This window comes from Mycobacterium sp. NGS34, assembly GCF_059812845.1.
Genome location: NZ_JCALDM010000001.1, coordinates 715,546 through 735,260, shown reverse-complemented (window position 1 = coordinate 735,260; position 19,715 = coordinate 715,546). Strand labels below are relative to the sequence as shown.

Below are 19,715 nucleotides of genomic sequence, written 5' to 3'. Positions count from 1 at the left end.
GGCGACCAATGCCGATCGCGATATCTCCTGAGCATCAAGACCTGGCCGACTCGGTGCGATCCCTGGTGGCGCGGGTGGCGCCGTCCGAGGTGCTGCACAAGGCGATGGAAACACCCCTGGAAAACCTGGTGAATCCCCCGCCATACTGGCAGGCCGCGGCCGAGCAGGGGCTGCAGGGCGTGCATCTCGCGGAATCGGTCGGGGGTCAGGGCTTCGGCATCCTCGAATTGGCCATCGTGCTGGCCGAGTTCGGCCACGGGGCGGTGCCCGGGCCGTTCGTGCCGTCGGCGATCGCCAGCGCGCTGATCTCCGCGCACGACCCCGACGCCAAGGTGCTCGCCGAGCTGGCGTCCGGCGCGGCCATCGCCGCCTACGCGATGGAGTGTTGCGCGCTGACTGCCACCCGCCAGGGCCCCAACGAGGAGGTGCTGGTGATCCGCGGCGAGGTCCGCGCGGTCCCGGGCGCCGCGCAGGCCTCCTTGCTGGTGCTCCCGGTCGCGATCGACAGCGGCGAGGAATGGGTGGTGCTACGCGCCGAGCAGCTCGAGATCGAGCCGGTGAAAAGCCTTGACCCGCTGCGCCCCATCGCGCACGTGCGGGCCAACGCCGTCGAGGTCGGCGACGACGTCGTGCTGAGCAATCTGACCATGGCCACGGCGCACGCGCTGATGGTCACGCTGCTGTCGGCCGAGGCCATCGGAGTGGCGCGGTGGGCGACCGACACCGCGTCGCACTACGCGAAGATCCGCGAGCAGTTCGGCAGGCCGATCGGCCAGTTCCAGGCCATCAAGCACAAGTGCGCGGAGATGATCGCCGACACCGAGCGGGCTACCGCGGCGGTGTGGGATGCCGCCCGCGCGCTGGACGAGTCCCGCGAGAACGGTTGGGACATGGCGGCTTCCAACGCCGAGTTCGCCGCGGCCGTGGCGGCGACGCTGGCACCGGCGGCCGCCCAGCGCTGCGCCCAGGATTGCATCCAGGTGCACGGCGGGATCGGGTTCACGTGGGAGCACGACACGAACGTCTATTACCGCCGCGCGCTGATGCTGGCCGCGTGCTTCGGCCGCAGTTCGGAATACCCGCAACGAGTCGTGGACACCGCGACCACGACGGGGATGCGGGCGGTGGACGTCGACCTGGATCCCGACACCGAGAAGCTGAGGGCCGAGATTCGCGCGGACGTCGCCGCGCTGAAGGCGATGGAGCGCGAGCCGCGCACGGTGGCGATCGCCGAGGGCGGCTGGGTGCTGCCCTACCTGCCCAAGCCGTGGGGCCGGGCGTCCAGCCCGGTGGAGCAGATCATCATCGCGCAGGAGTTCGCCGCCGGGCGGGTCAAGCGGCCGCAGGTCGGCATCGCGGCGTGGATCATCCCGTCGATCGTCGCGTTCGGCACCGAGGAGCAGAAAGGGCGGTTCCTGCCGCCCACCATGCGCGGCGAAATGATCTGGTGCCAACTGTTTTCCGAGCCGGGTGCCGGGTCGGATCTCGCCGGGCTGACCACCAAAGCGACCCGCGCCGAAGGCGGCTGGCGCATCACCGGCCAGAAGATCTGGACCACCGCCGCGCAGTACTCGCAGTGGGGCGCGCTCTTGGCGCGGACCGACCCCAGCGCGCCGAAACACAATGGCATCACCTACTTCCTGCTGGACATGCGCAGCGAGGGCGTCACGGTCAAACCGCTGCGTGAGCTGACGGGCCAGGAGTTTTTCAACACCGTCTACATCGACGACGTGTTCGTGCCCGACGAATGCGTGCTCGGCGACGTCAACCGGGGCTGGGAGGTCAGCCGCAACACCCTGACGGCCGAACGGGTGTCGATTGGCGGCAGCGACGCGAATTTCCTTGCGACGCTTCCCGAGTTCGTCGAGTTCGTGCGCGACGGGCAGTTCGACCAGGTGGCGCAGCACCGGGCCGGGCAGCTGATCGCCGAGGGCCATGCCGCCAAGGTGCTCAACCTGCGTTCGACGTTGCTGACGCTGGCCGGCGGTGACGCCATGCCGTCAGCCGCGATCTCCAAGCTGTTGTCGATGCGCACCGGCCAGGGGTACGCCGAGTTCGCGGTGTCGTCGTTCGGCACCGACGCCGCGATCGGCGACACCGGCCAGCTACCGGGCAAGTGGGGCGAGTACCTGCTGGCCAGCCGCGCCACCACCATCTACGGCGGCACGTCGGAGGTCCAGCTCAACATCATCGCCGAACGACTGCTGGGCCTGCCGCGCGACCCGTAATCGCCCAAAACGGGTCATGCCGACCTGACGCACGTCTGTCAGGTCGGCATGGCCCGGGTCCTTGCTAACTCACCACCACCAGTTCCACAACGGCCACCACGGGCGGTAGCCCTGACCGGGCGGGCCCCAGCCACCATTGCCCCAACCGGGGTGACCCCAAACACCACGGTCCCAGTCGCCGCGCGGACCCCACCAGCCGCCGCGGTCCCAGTCGCCGCGCGGACCCCACCAGCCGCCGCGGCCCCAATCGCCGCCGCGGCCCCAGTTGCCGCCGTGGCCATTCCAGCCGCCCGGGCCGCCCCAGCCACCGTGGCCGGCCCATCCGCCGTGACCGCCGCCGCCCGGGCCGCCCCAGCCGCCGTGACCGCCGCCGCCCCAGCCGCCACCGCCGTGGCCACCGCCGCCATGGCCGCCGCCGCCACCACCACCGCCGGGCTTGAGCGGCAGGTCCGGCCCACCGTGCGGGCCGACCGTGTCGAAGCTGATGCCGGGGCCGGGCGGCGGCGCGGCGTGCGCGACGGGAGCGCTGCCGCCGAACAGGATCGCTCCGGTCGTCAACCCCGCGGCCGCCACGCCCACCGCGCCGCGGCGGATCGAAAGCAGTGAATTCAACATTTGCGAGCCCCTTCCACGATGTTGAACAAGAAGCTTTTTGTCTGAATAACCAAATTCTGCTCGTTTTACACCCGATTGGCTACGCAATGTGAGCCACATCTAGTGCGACCGATAAAGGGATCGGATAACGTCGTCGTACAAATTCGTTTTTACGTATCTCCTGCAGCTCCATCTCAGCCGAGGTGGGTCTAGCCTGCTCAGAAGCAATCTACTGAGATCATTATGTACGCGAAGACGGATATATGAATTTACGGAAATCGCACTTTAATGAATCGCTCGGAATTCGAAATCCCGCCGCATAACAAGCGCAGCAAAACCATTTTGGCGCGCGGTCGCGATAGGACCGCCCCGCCGGGCGCGGCCCAGCGCCCCGGGCGCGCTCGGCGGTGATATCAATGGAAGGTGCTCGACGACGCGCATACTGACAAGCGGATCTACTGATTTGCACCCCAGAGAGGGTCGCCGCGATGAGTATCAACCCCAACCGCAACGAGTCCAGCCCCAACCGGTTCGCCCGCTACACCGCGAAGCCGCCGCTGCCCGGACAGACCGGGCCGACCCAGCGCCTCAACATGTTCGGGGAAGCCCCCGCCCAGCCGTCGGGCGGCCGCCGAACGCGACGAACCGTCGACCTGCCGCTGGCCACGCACCGCGCGCTCGACGTGTGGCAGCGGGAGGCCGCCGACCGCATCGGCGTCGCCCGCGTGACCGGGCAGGAGGTCCTCACGGCGCTCATCGATCAACTCCTGATCGACCCCAAACTCTCCGCGCAGATCACCCGCGCCATTCAGGCCCGCCGATAGTCAGTCGATCTCCATCTCGCGCAGCTCGCGCTTGAGGACCTTGCCGGTGGGGTTGCGCGGAAGCTCCTCGAGGAACACGACTTCCCGCGGCACCTTGTAGCGCGCCAGGTGGTCGCGCACGTAGTGCTTGACGGTGTCCTCGTCGAGGTCGGCGTCCTCCTTCTTGACCACGAACGCGCGCAGCCGGTGACCCCACTCCTTGTCCTCGACGCCAATGGCGGTGGCCTCCACGACATCCGGGTGCCCGGTGATGAGGTCCTCGACCTCGGCCGGGAACACGTTCTCGCCGCCGGAGACGATCATCTCGTCGTCGCGACCGCTGATGTAGAGCAGGTCGTGCTCGTCGAAGTAGCCGACGTCGCCCGAGGACAACAGCCCGTCGATGATCTGCTTCTTGCCGCCGCCGGTGTATCCCTCGAACGGGAAGGCGTTGCCGACGAAGATCCGCCCGACCTCGCCCTGCGGCAACTCCTTGCCGTTGTCGTCGAAGATCTTGACCTTGACGCCCTTGACGACCGGCCCGACGGTCGACGAATTAAATTCCAGGTGCTTGGGCTCGGCGATGGTGGCGAAGGCGATCTCCGTCGAGCCGTACATGTTGTAGATCACCGGGCCCAGGTCCTTGAGCGCCCGCTCCGCCAGTTCGGACCCCAGTGCCGAGCCGGACACGAACACGATCTTCAGGCTGGACAGGTCGGGCTTCTTATCCATCTTTTCGAGCGCGCCGAGGATGCGGGACAGCATCACCGGGACCACGACCATGGCGGTGACCTTGTGCTTCTCGATGTCCTCGAGCACCAGCGGCGGCTTGAACTTGCGGCGCAGCACCAGGGTCGAGCCGAGGAACATCGCGATGGTGCCGTGCAGGAAACCCAGCGCGTGGAACATCGGCGCCGGCAGCGAGGTCACCTCGCCGGCCTTGAACGGCACGTGCGACAGGATGCCGCCGATCGGCGCCAGCGTCGGCGGGGTGCTGCGGTTCGCGCCCTTGGGGGTGCCGGTGGTGCCGCTGGTCAGGATGATGATCGACGCGTGCCTGCTCGCCTTCGGGGCGGGAGACTTGCTGCTGCGCTCGATCAGGTCGGCCAGCGTCTCGTCGTCGCTGCCCGACGGCTCGTCCGCATCGGGGTTGGAGCCCAGCGCCCGCAGCTTGCCCAGCTCCGGCTCGGCCTTGCTGACGGCCTTGGTGTACTCGTCGTCGTAGATGATCACCTTGGCGCCCTCGCGCTCCGATACCTCACAGATCTGGGGCCCGGAGAACTCGCTGTTGAGCAGGATGATGCGGGCGCCGACCCGGGCGGCGCCGAAGTAGGCGATCAGGAACCAGCGGGTGTTGCGGGCCAGGATGGCAACGCCGTCGCCGCCCTTGACGCCCTTGTCGATCAGCCCGTTGGCCACCGCGTGCACGGCCTCGTCGAGCTCGCGGTAGGTGAATTCGCCCTCCTCGTCGATGCAGGCCGCGCGGTCGGGGTGGCGCCTGGCGTTGAGCGAGGGCAGCATCCCGAACTCGCCCCACTTGTAGATGTCCGCGGCCATCGCGGCGTAGTTCTGCGGCGGCTCGATCCGGAACGCGCCCGATTCGAAGATCTTGCGCACGTAGTGCAGTTCGGCCGTGCCCCGCTCGAGGTACTGCTGAACTTTGGCGACAGCCTGGCCGGGCAGGTCGAAGAGGTTAGGCATGAATTCCACCCTATGTGACGTAGGTCGCAGCGCCACTAGTTAATACCCATCGACCTACGATGATGAACATGACCGGCCCGGCGTCAGTGGAGGTGGCCGGGCACGAGGTCACCATCACCCACCCCGACAAGGTCGTCTTCGAACGCCACGGCGGCTCGGGGCCGCATACCAAGCTGGACCTGGTCCGCTACTACCTGTCCGTCGCCGAAGGGGCGCTGCGCGGGGTGGCCGGCCGGCCGATGATCCTCAAGCGCTTCGTGAAGGGCATCGCGCAGGAGGCCGTCTTCCAGAAGCGGGCGCCGGCAAACCGCCCGGACTACGTCGACGTCGCCGAATTGCACTACGCGCGGGGCACCTCCGCCGCGGAGGCCGTCGTGCACGACGCCGCCGGGCTGGCGTGGGTGATCAACCTGGGCTGCGTGGACCTCAACCCGCACCCGGTGCTCGCCGGCGACCTCGACCATCCCGACGAACTGCGCGTGGACCTCGACCCGATGCCGGGCGTGACGTGGCGGCGGATCGTCGACGTCGCGTTGGTGGCCCGCGAGGTGCTGGAGGACTACGGCCTGGTGGCGTGGCCGAAGACGTCCGGGTCCCGCGGCTTTCACATCTACGCCCGGATCGCGCCGCGCTGGGACTTCCGCCAGGTGCGGCTGGCCGCGCAGACCGTCGCGCGCGAGGTCGAGCGGCGGGTGCCCGAGGCGGCGACCAGCCGCTGGTGGAAGGAGGAGCGCGAGGGCGTGTTCGTCGACTTCAACCAGAACGCCAAGGACCGCACCGTCGCGTCGGCCTATTCCGTGCGGGCCACGCCGGATGCCCGGGTATCGACGCCGCTGCACTGGGACGAGGTCGCCGGCTGCGATCCCGCGGCCTTCACCATCGATACGGTGCCCGCCCGGTTCGCCGAGATGGGCGACCCGTGGGCCGGGATGGACGACACCGTCGGCGAACTGGATCGGCTGCTGATCCTGGCCGAGGAGATGGGCCCGCCGGAGCGCGCGCCCAAAGGTTCCGGCACCCGCACCGAGGGAGGTCGGGTCTCGTCCAAGCCGCTCATCGAGATCGCCCGCACCAAAACCAAAGACGAGGCGATGGCGGCGCTGGACACCTGGCGCCGGCGCCACCCGGACGCGGCGGGCCTGCTGCAGCCGGCCGACGTCCTGGTCGACGGCATGCGCGGGCCGAGCTCCATTTGGTACCGGATCCGGATCAACCTGCAGCATGTGCCGGCCGACCGGCGCCCGCCGCAGGAGGAGCTGATCGCCGACTACAGCCCCTGGACGGGCTACGAAGGGCCGCGAAGGGGATGAGCCGCGCGGCACAGCGGGTCCGAGCGAAGTAAGCGATAATCTCACGCGATGCGACAGGGATGGAATCGCCGGGGATTCCTGCAGCTCGCGGGGGCTGCGGGGACGGCCGCGATCGCCGGTTGGTCGGCGGCGTGCTCGCCACGCAAACCCTCGCCCGGCGCCGCCCCCGGCGGATCGGTCACCGTCACCCACCTGTTCGGCCAGACCGTCATCAAGGAGCCGCCCAGGCGCGTGGTCAGCGCCGGCTACACCGAGCAGGACGACCTGCTGGCCCTGGGCGTGGTGCCGATCGCGGTGACCAACTGGTTCGGCGATCAGCCCTTCGCGGTGTGGCCCTGGGCCCAGCCCAAGCTCGGTGGCGCCCAGCCCGTGGTGTTGAACCTGGACAACGGCATTCAGGTCGACCAGATCGCGGGCCTGAAGCCGGACCTCATCGTGGCCATCAATGCGGGCCTGGACGCCGACACCTACCAGAAGCTGTCGGCGATCGCGCCGACCGTTGCGCAGTCGGACGGCGACGCGTTCTTCGAGCCGTGGAAGGAGCAGGCGACCGCCGTCGGCCAGGCGGTGTTCCAGGCCGACCAGATGAAGTCCCTGATCGACGGCGTCGACAGGCAATTCGCCGCCGTCGCCCAAAAGAATCCGCAGTGGACGGGCAAGAAGGCGTTGCTGATGCAGGGCACGCTCTGGCAGGGCACGGTGGTGGCGACCCTGGCGGGCTGGCGGACCGACTTCCTGAACCAGATGGGCCTCGTCATCGCCGACAGCATCAAGCCCTTCGGCAGCGATCACCGCGCCGTCATCCCGCGCGATCAGATCAAGGCGGTGCTCGATTCCGCCGACGTGGTGATCTGGACGACCGAGAGCCCCGACGACCAGAAGGCGTTGCTCGCCGATCCCGAGGTGGCGGGATCGCTGGCGACCGCCCAGAACCGGCACGTCTTCACCACCAAGGATCAGGCGGGCGCGATCGCGTTCGCGTCGCCCCTGAGCTACCCGCTGATCGCCGACCAACTGCCGCCGCTGATCGGCAAGATCCTGGGCTGAATCCCGCCTGTTTGAGCGTTCGGTAAGGCAGCTCTGGCATTGCTCGAAAATCCGCACGCATTCCCTCCCGCCTGCACGGATGCCGGGGTTACCGTTCAGTAATGAGCGTGACGGATATGGGCAGCGGCCTCTCCCAGGAGCTGTCGACCGACCTGGTCGGCAACACCGTGTTCGACTACGGCGACCATGCGCTGATGCTTCAATGCGGCAGCACCGCCGAGGTATTGGCGTGGGTGGACGCGCTGGGCACCGCGGCGCTGCCCGGCGTGGTCGACGTCGTGCCCGCCGCCCGCACCGTGCTGGTCAAGCTCGATTGCCCCCGCCGGCAGGGAGCCACCCGCCAACGGCTGCGCCGGATGCGGGTCACCGCCGAGGCCAGCGCCCCGGCGGACCGTCGCGTCGACGTGGTGATCGACGTCGTGTACGACGGCCCGGACCTCGCCGAGGTCGCCGGCCACACCGGGCTGTCCACGGCGCAGGTGATCGACGCCCACACCGCAACCCCGTGGCGGGTCGGATTCAGCGGCTTCGCACCGGGTTTCGCATATCTGGTCGACGGCGACGCGCGCCTGCGGGTGCCGCGCCGGTCGGAGCCGCGGACGTCGGTGCCGGCCGGCTCCGTCGGACTGGCCGGCGAGTTCAGCGCGGTGTATCCGCGGCAGTCGCCGGGCGGCTGGCAGCTGATCGGCCGCACCGACGCCGCCCTGTGGGATCTCGACCGGCCCAACCCGGCGCTGCTGACGCGGGGCATGTGGGTCCAGTTCCGGGCCGTGTGAGCAAGGAGATAGCCATGCCGACCTTGGAGATTCTGCGCACCGGGCCGTTCGCCGTCGTCCAGGACCTCGGGCGCCCGGGGCTGGCCCACCTCGGCGTCAGCCGGTCCGGGGCCGCCGACCGCCGCGCGCACAAACTGGCCAACCGGCTGGTCGCCAACCCCGACGACCGCGCGACCGTCGAAGTGACGTTCGGCGGCTTTTCCGCGCGCGTCCGCGGCGGCGACGTCGACATCGCGGTGACGGGCGCCGACACCGACCCCACCGTGAACGGAATCCAGTTCGGCACCAACAGCATTCACCACGTCCGCGACGGGCAGGTGATCTCGCTGGGGGCACCGCGCGCCGGGCTAAGGACCTACCTGGCGGTGCGTGGCGGGATCTGCGTGAAGCCCGTCCTGGGCTCGCGCAGCTACGACGTGATGTCGGCGATCGGCCCGGCGCCGCTGCACAGCGGCGACCGGCTGCCCGTCGGCGAACACACCGACGACTACCCCGAACTCGACCAGGCGCCGGTCGCGGCGATCAGCGAGCACCTGGTCGAGGTGCAGGTGGTGCCGGGCCCACGCGACGACTGGTTCACCGATCCCGACGCCCTGGTGCACACGATCTGGATGGCCTCCAACCGCAGCGACCGGGTCGGGATGCGGCTGGAGGGCCGCCCGCTGCAGCACCGCTGGCCGGACCGGCAGCTGCCCAGCGAGGGCGCCACACGCGGCGCAATCCAGGTGCCGCCCAACGGGTTACCGGTGATCCTGGGACCCGATCACCCGGTCACCGGCGGGTACCCGGTGATCGGCGTAGTCACCGACGAGGACGTCGACAAGGTCGCGCAGGTGCGGCCGGGCCAGTACGTGCGCCTGCACTGGGCGCGGCCCCGGGGCGGGCGGTCATACTCGTAGGGTGCAAGCCCAGGTCCACACGGCCCGCCTGGTCCACACCGCCGATCTCGACGCCGAGACCCGGCAGCGCGTCCGCCAGATGGTCACCGCCGCCTTCGCCGGGGATTTCACCGGCGACGACTGGGAGCACTCGCTGGGCGGCATGCACGCCCTGATCTGGCAGCACGGCGCGATCATCGCGCACGCCGCCGTGGTCCAGCGGCGATTGCTATACCGCGGCGACGCGCTGCGTTGCGGGTACGTCGAAGGGGTCGCGGTGCGTGAGGAGTTCCGCGGCCGGGGCCTGGTGCACGCGCTGCTGGACGGCGTCGAGCAGGTGATCCGCGGCGCCTACCAGGTGGGCGCGGTCAGTTCGACCGACCTCGCCCGCGGCATATACGCGGCACGCGGCTGGCTGCCGTGGCGCGGCCCGACGTCGGTGCTGGCCCCCACCGGCCCGACGCGCACGCCCGACGACGACGGCGCCGTGTACGTCCTACCGGTCGAGTCCGACCTGGACACCGCCGCGGAGTTGATGTGCGACTGGCGGGCGGGCGACGTCTGGTAGTCCGGGTGTTCGCGTGATCGTGTGCGAGATGTATTGCACCTCACACTGAATCCGGCGGCCGGACGAAATCACAACCGCCAAATTTGCCCTCAGCTATTTACCAGATAACTGGGATTCAACTTACAGGCGATAACCGTCCAATCGAGTTGACTGAATTCACTGCGAAATGTGAGCATCGAAATACACGGCGGGCCAAGCTCGTTCACGCACGATTCCGGTGCCCACCCGTCGGCCCAAGAGGCCCAGGCGATTTCGCCCGTGTTCGCGATATCCCCGTTGGACGAGTTGGACGAAAGGTGCAGACCGCATGGGCCGCAATCACCGCATCACGGACTGGAATCCGGAGGACGCGGCGGCCTGGGAGGCCGGCAACAAGAACATCGCCCACCGCAACCTGCTCTGCACGGTCGCGGGCGACCACGTCGCCTTCTCGATCTGGACCCTCTGGCCGGTGATGACGCTGTTCATGCCCGCGTCCGTCTACGGGTTCTCGGCCGGCGACAAGCTGCTGCTCGGCGCCGTCGCCACCCTGGCCGGTGGCTGCGCGCGCATCCCGTACACGCTGGGCATCGCCGCGTTCGGCGGGCGCAACTGGACGGCGTTCTCGGCGTTCGTGTTGCTGATCCCGACCGCCGGCACCATCGTGCTGATGGCCAATCCCGGCCTGCCGCTGTGGCCGTACGTGGTGTGCGCGGCGCTGACCGGGCTGGGCGGCGGCAACTATGCGGCATCGCTGGCCAACGTCAACGCCTTTTACCCCCAGCGGCTCAAGGGCGCGGCGCTGGCGATCAACGCCGGCGTCGGCAACCTCGGGGTCGCCGTCATCCAGCTGATCGGCCTGCTGGTGCTCGCGACCGCCGGGCATCAGGCGCCCTACTGGGTCTGCGCGGTGTACCTCGTGCTGCTGGCGATCGTCGGCGTCGCGGCGGCGCTGTTCATGGACAACCTCGACCACGGCGTCGAGGTCAACACCATCCGCTCGGTGCTGTTCGAGCGCGACACCTACGTGATCTCGCTGCTCTACATCTGCACCTTCGGCTCCTGGATCGGGTTCGCGTTCGCGTTCGGCCAGGTGCTGCAGGTCAACTTCATGGCGAGCGGCGAAACCGCCAAGCACGCGTCGCTGCACGCCGCGCAGATCGCTTTCGTGGGGCCGCTATTGGGCTCGCTGGCGCGCATCTACGGCGGGCGGCTGGCCGACCGCCTGGGCGGCAGCCGCGTCACCCTGGGCGTGCTGGGCGGGATGATCGTGGGCGCCGGGTCGCTGGTCGCGATCAGCACCGTCGACGGCGGTGGCTCGCCGGCGACGGTCGGCTACGTGATCGGCTTCATCGCCCTGTTCATCCTGTCGGGGATGGGCAACGGGTCGGTGTTCAAGATGATCCCGTCAATCTTCGAGGCGCGCAGCCGGGGGCTGGATCTCCCCGATGCCGAGCGCCGTCACTGGTCGCGGGCGATGTCGGGGTCGCTGATCGGGTTTTGCTCCGCGGTCGGCGCGCTGGGCGGGGTGGGAATCAACCTGGCGCTGCGCGAGTCCTACCTCAGCAGCGGCACCGAAACGTCGGCCTATTGGATGTTTTTGGCGTCCTATGTGCTCGCCGCGACCCTCACCTGGATGCGCTACGTGCGCCGCCCCAGCGCGCCGGGAGCGGTCCCCGCAGCAGATCACGCGCGGGTGTGATGGCTGTCGCAACAAGGGCAATGCTGCAGCAATTGCGTGGTAACGCGGCGGAAACGTCCCAGGCATACACAGGTCTTATGGCTCAGCCGAGGTCCACGCCGCTGGCCGGCTACCGGGTCGCGGTCACTTCATCCCGGCGCGCGGAGGAACTCTGCGCGCTGCTGAGTCGGCAGGGCGCAGAGGTCTGCAGCGCGCCCGCGATCAACATGATCGCGCTGCCCGAGGACGACGAATTGCAAAGCCACACTGAGGCTTTGATCGCACAACCGCCCGACATCCTGGTCGTGCACACCGGTATCGGCTTCCGCGGCTGGCTGGCGGCCGCCGAGGGATGGGGGCTGGCCAACCAGCTGATCGCGTCGTTGTCGAAGACCCGGATCGTGTCGCGGGGGCCCAAGGGCACCGGCGCGGTGCGCGCCGCCGGGCTGCACGAGGAGTGGTCTCCTGAGTCCGAATCCTCACAGGAGGTGCTCGAGTATCTGCTCGAGTCGGGCGTGTCCGGGCTGCGCATCGCCATCCAGCTGCACGGCGCCGCCGACGCGTGGGACCCGTTCCCGGAATTCATCGGCGGCCTGCGTTTCGCGGGCGCCGAGGTGGTGCCCATCCGGGTGTACCGGTGGAAATCAACACCGTTGGGCGGCGATTTCGATTTGCTGGTGACCGGGATCGCTCGGCGGCAGTTCGACGCGGTCACCTTCACGTCGGCGCCCGCGGCGGCGGCGGTGCTGGAACGCAGTCGCGATCTGGCCGTCGAGGACCAGGTGCTGGAGGCCCTGCGCACCGACGTGCATGCGATGTGCGTCGGCCCGGTGACGTCCAAACCGCTGATCCGCAAGGGCGTCCCGACGTCATCGCCGGCACGAATGCGGTTGGGCGCCTTGGCCCGCCACATCGCCGAGGAGCTGCCCCTGCTGGGGTCGTCCACGGTCCAGGTAGCCGGCCACACGATCGACATCCGCGGAACGTGCGTGCTGGTGGACGGTGACATCAAGCTGCTGTCGCCGTCCGGGATGTCGGTGCTGCGCGCGCTGGCGCAACGCCCCGGCGACGTCGTCGCGCGCAACGAACTTTTGCGGGTGCTGCCGGGCAGCAGCAACGATCCGCACGCCGTCGACACCGCCGTGTTGCGGCTGCGAACGGCGTTGGGCGACAAGAACATCATCGCAACGGTGGTCAAGCGGGGTTACCGGCTGGCCATCGACCCGCCGGGCGGTGCCCGATGGACCTGATCCTGGCGGCGCACGGCACCCGCAGGCCCGGCGGTGTCGCGATGATCGGAGACCTCGCGGCGCAGGTTAGCGCGCTGCTCGAGCGCCGGGTGCAGGTCGCGTTCGTCGACGTGTTGGGCCCGACGCCCGGTGAGGTGCTGTCGCGGGCGGCGGCCACCGGCCATCCCGCCGTCGTGGTCCCGGCCTTCCTGTCGCGCGGGTATCACGTGCGCACCGACGTGCCCGCCCACGTGGCGGCCAGCGGGCACCCGAACGCCACCGTCACCCCCGCGCTGGGACCGAGTGGGGAGATCGCGCGGATAGTCGCCGACCAGCTGGTGGAATCCGGTTGGCGGCCAGGCGATTCGGTGATCCTCGCGGCGGCCGGCACCACGGATGCCAGGGCGCGCGCCGACCTGCACGTGACCGCGACCACGTTGTCGGCGTTGGTGGGATCGCGGGTGCGACTGGGATTCGCAGCCACCGGCGAACCGTCGGTGGCCGACGCGGTCGCGGCGGCCCGCCGCGGCGGCGCGGGGCGCGTCGTCGTCGCCTCCTACCTACTGGCCGACGGCCTGTTCCAGCAGCGCCTGCGGGCCAGCGGCGCCGACGTGGTCACCCAGCCGCTCGGCACCCATCCCGGGCTGGCGCGGCTGGTCGCGAACCGCTTCCGCCGGGCCGCACCCGGGCTCCCGCGGCGGCGAAGCCAAGCCCCCCACGCGCTTTCGAGTCATGCTTGATCTTTGATCGCATTCCGGCGATCCTTGCAACATGCCGCGTCGCGAAGAGCCATCGCGTGGGCTGCTCGACCCGGTGGCCAAGATGCTGCGGTTGCCCTTCGGCACACCGGAGTTCATCGACCGGATCGTCACCGGCGGGGTCAACCAGGTGGGCCGGCGGACGTTGTACATGCTGATCACCACCTGGGACGCGGCCGGCGGCGGACCCTTCGCGGCCAGCGCGGTCGCGTCCACCGGGCTGGCCAAGACCGCCGAGATCGTGCAGGGCATGTTCATCGGCCCGGTCTTCGGCCCGCTGCTGAAAATCCTGGGGGCCGATAAGGTCGCCGTGCGGGCGTCGCTGTGCGCCTCCCAGTTGGTGGGTCTCGGCATCATGCGCTACGGCGTGCGCTCCGAACCGCTGCACTCGATGTCGGTCGAGGCGATCGTCGACGCGATCGGCCCGACGATGCAGCGCTACCTGGTCGGGGACATCGGCTAGGCCGCGGCGCGCCCGATCTGGATGTGGCCGTCGGGCGTCACCCGCGCCGGGTAGACCGGCACCGACACGCGGGGATCGTCCAGGCAGGAGCCGTCCTCCAGCGCGAAAGCCTGCTTGAGGATGGGTGATTGGACGGTGACCCGGCCGCCGCGGTCCCCGACGATCCCGCGCGACAGCACGGCCGCTCCGGAGAACGGGTCGACGTTGCCGACCGCGTGCACCGACCCGTCGTCCAGCCGGAACAGCGCCGCCTGCGAGCCGTCGTCGAGGAGCACCCCGACGCCGCGCCCGGGAATCAGGCGGTCGTAGGCGCAGGCGGTGGTCCACACCTGAATGTCTTGAGCGTCATTGAGAAGAGTCATCGTGTCTCCTTGATTACGACCGGACCCGCGGCATGCCAATGGGCACAGGGACTTTGCGCCCGGCGCGTTCGGTAAACGTCACCGTCGAATCGACGGCGTCGGGGGCGTTGACGAAGGACACGAACCGCGACAGCTTGTCCGGGTCCTCCAGCACGCCCTTCCATTCGCACTTGTAGTTCTGCACGTGCCGCTCCATCGCGGCCTCGAATTCCTCGGCCAGGCCCAGGGAGTCGTCGCACACGACCTCGCGCACGTGATCCAGTCCGCCGTCCAGCGATTCGACCCACGGCGCGGTGCGCTGCAGCCGGTCGGCCGTCCGGATGTAGTACATGAGGAACCGGTCGACGTAGCGGACCAGCGTCTCGGTGTCCAGATCGCTGGCCAGCAGCTGGGCGTGCTTGGGCGTCATGCCGCCGTTGCCGCCGACGTAGAGGTTCCAACCCTTTTCGGTGGCGATGACGCCCACGTCCTTGCTGCGCGCCTCGGCGCATTCGCGCGCGCAACCGGAGACGCCGAGCTTGATCTTGTGCGGCGCGCGCAGCCCGCGGTACCGCAGCTCCAGGTCGATGGCCAGCTGAACCGAATCCTGCTGGCCGTAGCGGCACCAGTCGCTGCCCACGCAGCTCTTCACAGTGCGCAGGGCCTTGCCGTAGGCGTGTCCGGATTCCATGCCGCCATCGACGAGCCGCTTCCAGATCTGCGGCAGCTGGTCCACGCGGGCGCCGAACAGGTCGATTCGCTGGCCGCCGGTGATCTTGGTGTACAGCCCGAAGTCCTGCGCGATCTGTCCGATCAGGATCAGGTGCTCCGGCTTGATGTCACCGCCGGGGACCCGCGGGACCACCGAGTAGCTGCCGTTCTTTTGGATGTTGGCCAGGAAGTGGTCGTTGGAATCCTGCAGCGAGGCCTGCTCGCCCTCGAGGATGTGGTCCGAGCCGGTGGACGCCAAGATCGACGCGACCACCGGTTTGCAGATGTCGCAACCCTTTCCGCGGCCGAAGCGCTCCAGCAGGCCCGAGAACGTCCGGATCTCGGTGGCGGTGATGATCTCGAAAAGCTCCGCCCGCGACTGGCTGAAGTGCTCGCACAGCGCCTTGGACTGTTCCACGCCCTCGGCTTCCAGCAGCTGCTTGAGCAGCGGCACGCACGACCCGCACGAGGTGCCCGCGGCCGTGCACGACTTGAGCGCGGGCACGTCGGCGCAACCGCCGGCGATCGCGCCCTTCAGGTCACCCTTGCTGACGTTGTTGCACGAGCAGATCTGCGCCGAATCGGGCAGCGCGCCCACGCCGAGGCCCGGCGCGCCGTCGGCCTGGGCCGGGGCGATCAGCGCCAGCGGATCGCCCGGCAGCTCGCTGCCCACCATGGGCCGCAGCACCCCGTACGACGAGGCGTCGCCCACCAGCACCCCGCCGAGCAGGGTCTTGGCGTCGTCGGACAGCACCAGCTTGGCGTAGGTCCGGTTCACCGCGTCGTTGATGGCGACCTCGAGGCAGTTCTCGGTCGCCCCCATCGCGTCGCCGAAGCTGGCGACGTCGACGCCGAGCAGCTTGAGCTTCGTCGACAGGTCCGCTTCGCCGAATTCCGCGCCGCCGTCCAGCAGCCGGTCCGCCACCACCTCGGCCGAGGTGTAGCCCGGGCCCACCAGGCCGTAGCACCGCCCGCCGATCGCCGCGACCTCGCCGATCGCATAGATGTCGGGATCGCTTGTCCGGCAGGACAAATCGGTGAGCACGCCGCCCCGCTCGGCGCGCTCCAGCCCGGCGGCCGCCGCCAGCTCGTCGCGCGGCCGGATGCCGGCCGCGAAGATCACCACGCCGGCGTCGATCAGCTCGCCGTCGGTCAGGCGCACCCGCGCCGACGTCGAGCCGTCCGGATGCGCGACGGCTTCGATCGATTCGGTGCCCGTCCCGACATGCACCGCGATGTCGAGTTCGGTGACCATCCTGGCCAGCAGCGCGCCACCGGCCTCGTCGATCTGCTGGGCCATCAGCCGCGGCATCATCTCGACGACGTGCGTCTGCAACCCGAACTGGCGCACCGCATTAGCGGCCTCGAGCCCCAGCAGGCCGCCGCCGATGACCACCCCCGCGGTGGCGTGGCCGGCCTGCACCGTGCGCTGGGCGTCGGCGCGGATCGCGTCGAGGTCGTCGAGCGTGCGGTAGACGTGGCACTGCGGCAGGTCGTGGCCGGGCACCGGCGGGACGAACGCGTAGGACCCGGTGGCCAGCACCAGGGCGTCGTAGCCGTGCCGCTGACCGTCGGCGGTCACCACGGTCTTTGTGTCGCGGTCGATTTCGGTGACGCGGGCGTTCAGCAGCAGCCGGACGCGGTCGTCGCCGGCGTAGTCGTTGCCGGGCAGCGCCAGCAGTTGCCGATCCCAGCTTTCGGTGTAGGAGGTCAAACCGACACGGTCGTAGGCGGCGTCGCCTTCTTCGGCCAAAACCGTGATGCTCCAACGCCCTTCGGCGTCGCGGGCGCGCAGCGCCTCGACCAGCCGGTGGCCGACCATGCCGTGCCCGACCACAACGACGTGACGCGCAGCACTGTCCGCGCACCAGGTTTCGGATTGGGCCATGCCATGAGGGTAGGGGCGGGAAATTAACTCGGAATCGCCCAATGTGACACCCACATGACGGCGTGCTCACACCTCACAAGCACGGCTGTGAAACTGTTCGCCGCGGGCGAACGCCCGAGTGGAACTTTAGCGTGGTCGACTCATGTTTGTAGAAATAGCCGGCCGGCAAGGCGCCGGTCACAGCAAACTCACAATGAAGCATAAGGAGATCCCCATGACCAACCTCGCATTGTGGTCGCGACCGGCCTGGGACACCGACCGGTGGTTGCGCGACTTCTTCGGCCCCGCCGCGGCAACGGACTGGGCCAAGCCGCTGAGCAGCGGTTTCACCCCTGCCGCCGAGATCGTCAAGGACGGCGATGACGCGGTGGTGCGCCTGGAGCTGCCCGGTGTCGACGTAGAGAAGGACGTCAACGTCGAGGTCGACAAGAACCGGCTGGTCATCCATGGCGAACACCGCGACGAGCACGCGGAGGAGGCGAACGGCCGCACTCTGCGTGAGATTCGGTACGGATCATTCCGCCGGTCGTTCCGGCTGCCCACGCACGTCACCGGCGAGGCCATCAGCGCCTCGTACGACGACGGCGTGCTGACCGTCCGGGTCGTCGGCGCCTATAAGGACCCGGCCGGAACCGAGCCGCAGCGCATCGCGATCACGAAGTAATTCAGGTCCAGCGGGCCAGCAGCTCCTTGGCCCGGACCGCCAGTGCGGCCTGCAGGAAGGGGCCGAAGCTGACCCGGGCGACCCCGAGCGGTCCAAACGCCGCGGGGTCGTCCTGGTCGGGCCGCGCGAACGCGTTGATCGGCAGCGGCAGCTCGGCGGCCAAGCGCCGCAACGTCTCCGGGTCGTGGTAGCCCACGGGATAGAGGACGTCGGCGCCCGCGGCGGCGGCCTCCGTCAGCCGCGCCACCGCCCGCTCGACGCGGTCGGCGTCGTCGCCGTCACGGCGCAGGAACAGATCGGTGCGCGCGTTGATCACGACGTGCACGCCGGCCGCGTCGGCCGCCGAGCGCAGCGCCGCCACCAGCTCGGCGTGCTCGGCGGCGGAGCGCAGCCGCTTGCCCTCCGAGTGCACCGTGTCCTCGATGTTCAGCCCGACGGCGCCGACGCCTAGCAGGCCTTCGATCAGGCGGGCCGCCGGCTGCCCGTACCCCGATTCCACGTCCACCGACACCGGGACGTCGACCGCGGCGGTGATCTGGCTGACCCGGGCCAGCACGTCGTCGAACGACATGCCCTCGCCGTCCGGCTTGCCGATCGAGTCGGCCAGCGGGTGGCTGCCCACGGTGAGCGCGGCGAATCCGGCGTCGACGGCCAGGCGGGCCGACCACGCGTCCCACACCGTCGGCAGGATCACCGGGTCACCCGGCCGGTGCAGTGCGAGCAGCGCCGTGGCGCGCTGGGCGGTCGTTTGGCCTGTCATGGTGTCCGACATTAGGCCGCGACGGTGGCTACTATCGAGGGCGTACTGTGATCCGCAACACCGTCTGCGCCCGAAAGAACGCCCGAAGAAGTAGTAGGAGATCCGTTGGGTACCACGACCGAACTCGCCGAACTGCACGACCTCATCGGTGGCCTGCGGCGGTGCGTGAGCTCATTGCGGGCGCGGTACGGCGACAGCCCGGCGATGCGCCGCATCGTCATCGACGCAGACCGGATCCTGTCCGACGTCGAACTGCTCGACACCGACGTCTCCGAGTTGGACCTGGACCGCGCCACGGTGCAGCAGTCCGGCGACAAGATCGTCATTCCCGACACCCAGTACGACACCGATTTCTGGCGCGATGTCGACGACGAGGGTGTCGGGGGTCACAACAGGTCCTGACAACCTCGGACAACTTCAAGCCCCCCGCGAAACAGGGGGTTTGCTCTGTGTACCCTTCGACAGACAGCCCGTTCGAAGAGGAACACTAGATGAGCGCACCCACGGCGAACCGTCCTGCGTCCGGTGTCTTTTCACCCACACGCGCCCGCATCCCGCAGCGGACCCTACGCACCGACCGGTGGTGGATGTCACCGTTGCGGATCGACCTGGGCTTCGCGGCTTTCGTCATCTACGCGACGGCGCGCGCGTTCCAGCAGAACTACTTCTTCGTCCCGAAGTACCACTACCTGACGCCGTTCTACTCGCCGTGCGTCAGCAAGGCCTGCGGTGAGGCCGGCGACATCTGGCCGCAGTTCCTGCCCGACGTCTGGTGGCTGCCCTACGCGGCGCTGTCGCTGCCGTTCCTGCTGCTGTTCCGGCTGACCTGCTACTACTACCGGGGCGCCTACTACCGCACCGTGTGGCAGTCGCCCAGCGCCTGCGCGGTGGCCGAGCCCCGCGTGCACTACACCGGCGAGACCAAGTTCCCGCTGATCGTCCAGAACACCCACCGCTACTTCTTCTACATCGCCGGCATCATCTCGGTGATCAACACCTACGACGCGATCGTCGCGTTCCATTCCGACAGCGGGCCCGGTGGATTCGGCTTCGGCCTGGGCAACCTGATCCTGCTCGGCAACGTCATCATGCTGTGGATCTACACGCTGTCCTGCCACTCGTGCCGGCACGTGACCGGCGGACGGCTCAAGCACTTCTCCAAGAACCCTGTGCGGTACTGGATCTGGACCAAGGTCAGCGCCATCAACACCCGGCACAAGCTGTTCGCGTGGATCACGCTGGGCACCCTGATGCTCACCGACTTCTACATCGCGCTGGTGGCCAGCGGCACCATTCCTGACCTGAGATTTGTTGGCTGACAAGCCATTTCGCCGAT

At 69.0% G+C, this 19,715-nt stretch carries 19 protein-coding genes; 14 read left to right on the top strand and 5 right to left on the bottom strand.

The window, feature by feature from the left end:
• The first annotated feature begins 8 nt into the window (after nt 1–8).
• On the top strand, nt 9–2,228 hold the full coding sequence (locus AC5Y7V_RS03560; protein WP_499878649.1) for an acyl-CoA dehydrogenase family protein: 2,220 nt from the start codon (nt 9–11) through the stop codon (nt 2,226–2,228).
• Between the two features lie 69 nt (nt 2,229–2,297).
• On the opposite strand, the gene AC5Y7V_RS03555 is transcribed toward AC5Y7V_RS03560, so the two are convergent.
• Complete coding sequence (locus AC5Y7V_RS03555) at nt 2,298–2,843, bottom strand: hypothetical protein (RefSeq protein ID WP_499878648.1); 546 nt, start codon at nt 2,841–2,843, stop codon at nt 2,298–2,300.
• Between the two features lie 467 nt (nt 2,844–3,310).
• Between AC5Y7V_RS03555 and AC5Y7V_RS03550 the strand changes: the two genes are divergently transcribed.
• A complete protein-coding gene (locus tag AC5Y7V_RS03550; RefSeq protein ID WP_499878647.1) occupies nt 3,311–3,646 on the top strand; it encodes an ATPase in 336 nt (111 codons plus the stop codon).
• Here the strand turns inward: AC5Y7V_RS03550 and fadD2 are convergent, their stop codons facing one another.
• Nucleotides 3,647–5,326 (bottom strand): long-chain-fatty-acid--CoA ligase FadD2, encoded by a 1,680-nt coding sequence (gene fadD2, locus AC5Y7V_RS03545; protein WP_499878646.1) that lies wholly within the window; start codon nt 5,324–5,326, stop codon nt 3,647–3,649.
• Nucleotides 5,327–5,385: 59 nt separating this feature from the next.
• On the opposite strand from fadD2, the gene AC5Y7V_RS03540 reads away from it, so the two are divergent.
• From AC5Y7V_RS03540 to AC5Y7V_RS03500, 9 genes are all read left to right on the top strand, one after another.
• A complete protein-coding gene (locus tag AC5Y7V_RS03540; protein ID WP_499878645.1) occupies nt 5,386–6,636 on the top strand; it encodes a DNA polymerase domain-containing protein in 1,251 nt (416 codons plus the stop codon).
• A 48-nt stretch (nt 6,637–6,684) separates the two neighbouring features.
• Nucleotides 6,685–7,683 carry an ABC transporter substrate-binding protein gene (locus AC5Y7V_RS03535; protein WP_499878644.1) on the top strand — a complete coding sequence of 333 codons (999 nt, stop codon included), beginning with the start codon at nt 6,685–6,687 and terminating at the stop codon, nt 7,681–7,683.
• 116 nt (nt 7,684–7,799) lie between these two features.
• A complete protein-coding gene (locus AC5Y7V_RS03530; RefSeq protein WP_499878917.1) occupies nt 7,800–8,459 on the top strand; it encodes a 5-oxoprolinase subunit B family protein in 660 nt (219 codons plus the stop codon).
• A gap of 14 nt (nt 8,460–8,473) precedes the next feature.
• Entirely contained in the window at nt 8,474–9,358 is an 885-nt protein-coding gene (locus tag AC5Y7V_RS03525; protein WP_499878643.1) for a 5-oxoprolinase/urea amidolyase family protein, read from the top strand.
• A 1-nt stretch (nt 9,359) separates the two neighbouring features.
• Nucleotides 9,360–9,905: a GNAT family N-acetyltransferase gene (locus AC5Y7V_RS03520; RefSeq protein WP_499878642.1), complete on the top strand. Its 546-nt coding sequence runs from the start codon at nt 9,360–9,362 to the stop codon at nt 9,903–9,905.
• Nucleotides 9,906–10,212: 307 nt separating this feature from the next.
• On the top strand, nt 10,213–11,586 hold the full coding sequence (locus AC5Y7V_RS03515; RefSeq protein ID WP_499878641.1) for a nitrate/nitrite transporter: 1,374 nt from the start codon (nt 10,213–10,215) through the stop codon (nt 11,584–11,586).
• A gap of 77 nt (nt 11,587–11,663) precedes the next feature.
• Nucleotides 11,664–12,815, top strand: a complete 1,152-nt coding sequence (locus AC5Y7V_RS03510) for a uroporphyrinogen-III synthase (RefSeq protein WP_499878640.1) — start codon at nt 11,664–11,666, stop codon at nt 12,813–12,815.
• A complete protein-coding gene (locus AC5Y7V_RS03505) occupies nt 12,806–13,534 on the top strand; it encodes a sirohydrochlorin chelatase (protein WP_499878639.1) in 729 nt (242 codons plus the stop codon). The genes AC5Y7V_RS03510 and AC5Y7V_RS03505 overlap by 10 nt, the downstream gene beginning before the upstream one ends.
• A 31-nt stretch (nt 13,535–13,565) precedes the next feature.
• On the top strand, nt 13,566–14,015 hold the full coding sequence (locus AC5Y7V_RS03500) for a TetR/AcrR family transcriptional regulator (protein WP_499878638.1): 450 nt from the start codon (nt 13,566–13,568) through the stop codon (nt 14,013–14,015).
• Here AC5Y7V_RS03500 and nirD read toward each other — a convergent pair.
• Together nirD and nirB are read right to left on the bottom strand one after the other, a co-directional pair.
• Nucleotides 14,012–14,377 carry a nitrite reductase small subunit NirD gene (nirD, locus tag AC5Y7V_RS03495; protein WP_499878637.1) on the bottom strand — a complete coding sequence of 122 codons (366 nt, stop codon included), beginning with the start codon at nt 14,375–14,377 and terminating at the stop codon, nt 14,012–14,014. The two genes, AC5Y7V_RS03500 and nirD, sit on opposite strands and share 4 nt — an antisense overlap.
• A 13-nt stretch (nt 14,378–14,390) precedes the next feature.
• On the bottom strand, nt 14,391–16,955 hold the full coding sequence (nirB, locus tag AC5Y7V_RS03490; RefSeq protein WP_499878636.1) for a nitrite reductase large subunit NirB: 2,565 nt from the start codon (nt 16,953–16,955) through the stop codon (nt 14,391–14,393).
• Nucleotides 16,956–17,169: 214 nt separating this feature from the next.
• On the opposite strand from nirB, the gene AC5Y7V_RS03485 reads away from it, so the two are divergent.
• The gene (locus AC5Y7V_RS03485; RefSeq protein ID WP_499878635.1) at nt 17,170–17,619 is read left to right on the top strand and encodes an Hsp20/alpha crystallin family protein; all 450 of its coding nucleotides are present in this window, start codon (nt 17,170–17,172) and stop codon (nt 17,617–17,619) included.
• Nucleotide 17,620: 1 nt separating this feature from the next.
• On the opposite strand, the gene AC5Y7V_RS03480 is transcribed toward AC5Y7V_RS03485, so the two are convergent.
• Nucleotides 17,621–18,379: an isocitrate lyase/PEP mutase family protein gene (locus tag AC5Y7V_RS03480; RefSeq protein WP_499878634.1), complete on the bottom strand. Its 759-nt coding sequence runs from the start codon at nt 18,377–18,379 to the stop codon at nt 17,621–17,623.
• Between the two features lie 105 nt (nt 18,380–18,484).
• Here AC5Y7V_RS03480 and AC5Y7V_RS03475 point away from each other — a divergent pair, with 105 nt between their 5' ends.
• Both AC5Y7V_RS03475 and sdhC read left to right on the top strand, forming a co-directional pair.
• The gene (locus tag AC5Y7V_RS03475) at nt 18,485–18,781 is read left to right on the top strand and encodes an Rv0250c family protein (RefSeq protein ID WP_499878633.1); all 297 of its coding nucleotides are present in this window, start codon (nt 18,485–18,487) and stop codon (nt 18,779–18,781) included.
• 89 nt (nt 18,782–18,870) lie between these two features.
• Nucleotides 18,871–19,698: a succinate dehydrogenase subunit SdhC gene (gene sdhC / locus AC5Y7V_RS03470; protein WP_499878632.1), complete on the top strand. Its 828-nt coding sequence runs from the start codon at nt 18,871–18,873 to the stop codon at nt 19,696–19,698.
• Nucleotides 19,699–19,715 lie beyond the last annotated feature (17 nt).

Coding starts and splice junctions, on each gene's coding strand:
- AC5Y7V_RS03560 (WP_499878649.1), top strand. CDS start 9: ATGCCGATCGCGATATCTCCTGAGCATCAAGACCTGGCCGACTCGGTG.
- AC5Y7V_RS03555 (WP_499878648.1), bottom strand. CDS start 2,843: ATGTTGAATTCACTGCTTTCGATCCGCCGCGGCGCGGTGGGCGTGGCG.
- AC5Y7V_RS03550 (WP_499878647.1), top strand. CDS start 3,311: ATGAGTATCAACCCCAACCGCAACGAGTCCAGCCCCAACCGGTTCGCC.
- fadD2 (WP_499878646.1), bottom strand. CDS start 5,326: ATGCCTAACCTCTTCGACCTGCCCGGCCAGGCTGTCGCCAAAGTTCAG.
- AC5Y7V_RS03540 (WP_499878645.1), top strand. CDS start 5,386: ATGATGAACATGACCGGCCCGGCGTCAGTGGAGGTGGCCGGGCACGAG.
- AC5Y7V_RS03535 (WP_499878644.1), top strand. CDS start 6,685: ATGCGACAGGGATGGAATCGCCGGGGATTCCTGCAGCTCGCGGGGGCT.
- AC5Y7V_RS03530 (WP_499878917.1), top strand. CDS start 7,800: ATGGGCAGCGGCCTCTCCCAGGAGCTGTCGACCGACCTGGTCGGCAAC.
- AC5Y7V_RS03525 (WP_499878643.1), top strand. CDS start 8,474: ATGCCGACCTTGGAGATTCTGCGCACCGGGCCGTTCGCCGTCGTCCAG.
- AC5Y7V_RS03515 (WP_499878641.1), top strand. CDS start 10,213: ATGGGCCGCAATCACCGCATCACGGACTGGAATCCGGAGGACGCGGCG.
- AC5Y7V_RS03510 (WP_499878640.1), top strand. CDS start 11,664: ATGGCTCAGCCGAGGTCCACGCCGCTGGCCGGCTACCGGGTCGCGGTC.
- AC5Y7V_RS03505 (WP_499878639.1), top strand. CDS start 12,806: ATGGACCTGATCCTGGCGGCGCACGGCACCCGCAGGCCCGGCGGTGTC.
- AC5Y7V_RS03500 (WP_499878638.1), top strand. CDS start 13,566: ATGCCGCGTCGCGAAGAGCCATCGCGTGGGCTGCTCGACCCGGTGGCC.
- nirD (WP_499878637.1), bottom strand. CDS start 14,377: ATGACTCTTCTCAATGACGCTCAAGACATTCAGGTGTGGACCACCGCC.
- nirB (WP_499878636.1), bottom strand. CDS start 16,955: ATGGCCCAATCCGAAACCTGGTGCGCGGACAGTGCTGCGCGTCACGTC.
- AC5Y7V_RS03485 (WP_499878635.1), top strand. CDS start 17,170: ATGACCAACCTCGCATTGTGGTCGCGACCGGCCTGGGACACCGACCGG.
- AC5Y7V_RS03480 (WP_499878634.1), bottom strand. CDS start 18,379: ATGACAGGCCAAACGACCGCCCAGCGCGCCACGGCGCTGCTCGCACTG.
- sdhC (WP_499878632.1), top strand. CDS start 18,871: ATGAGCGCACCCACGGCGAACCGTCCTGCGTCCGGTGTCTTTTCACCC.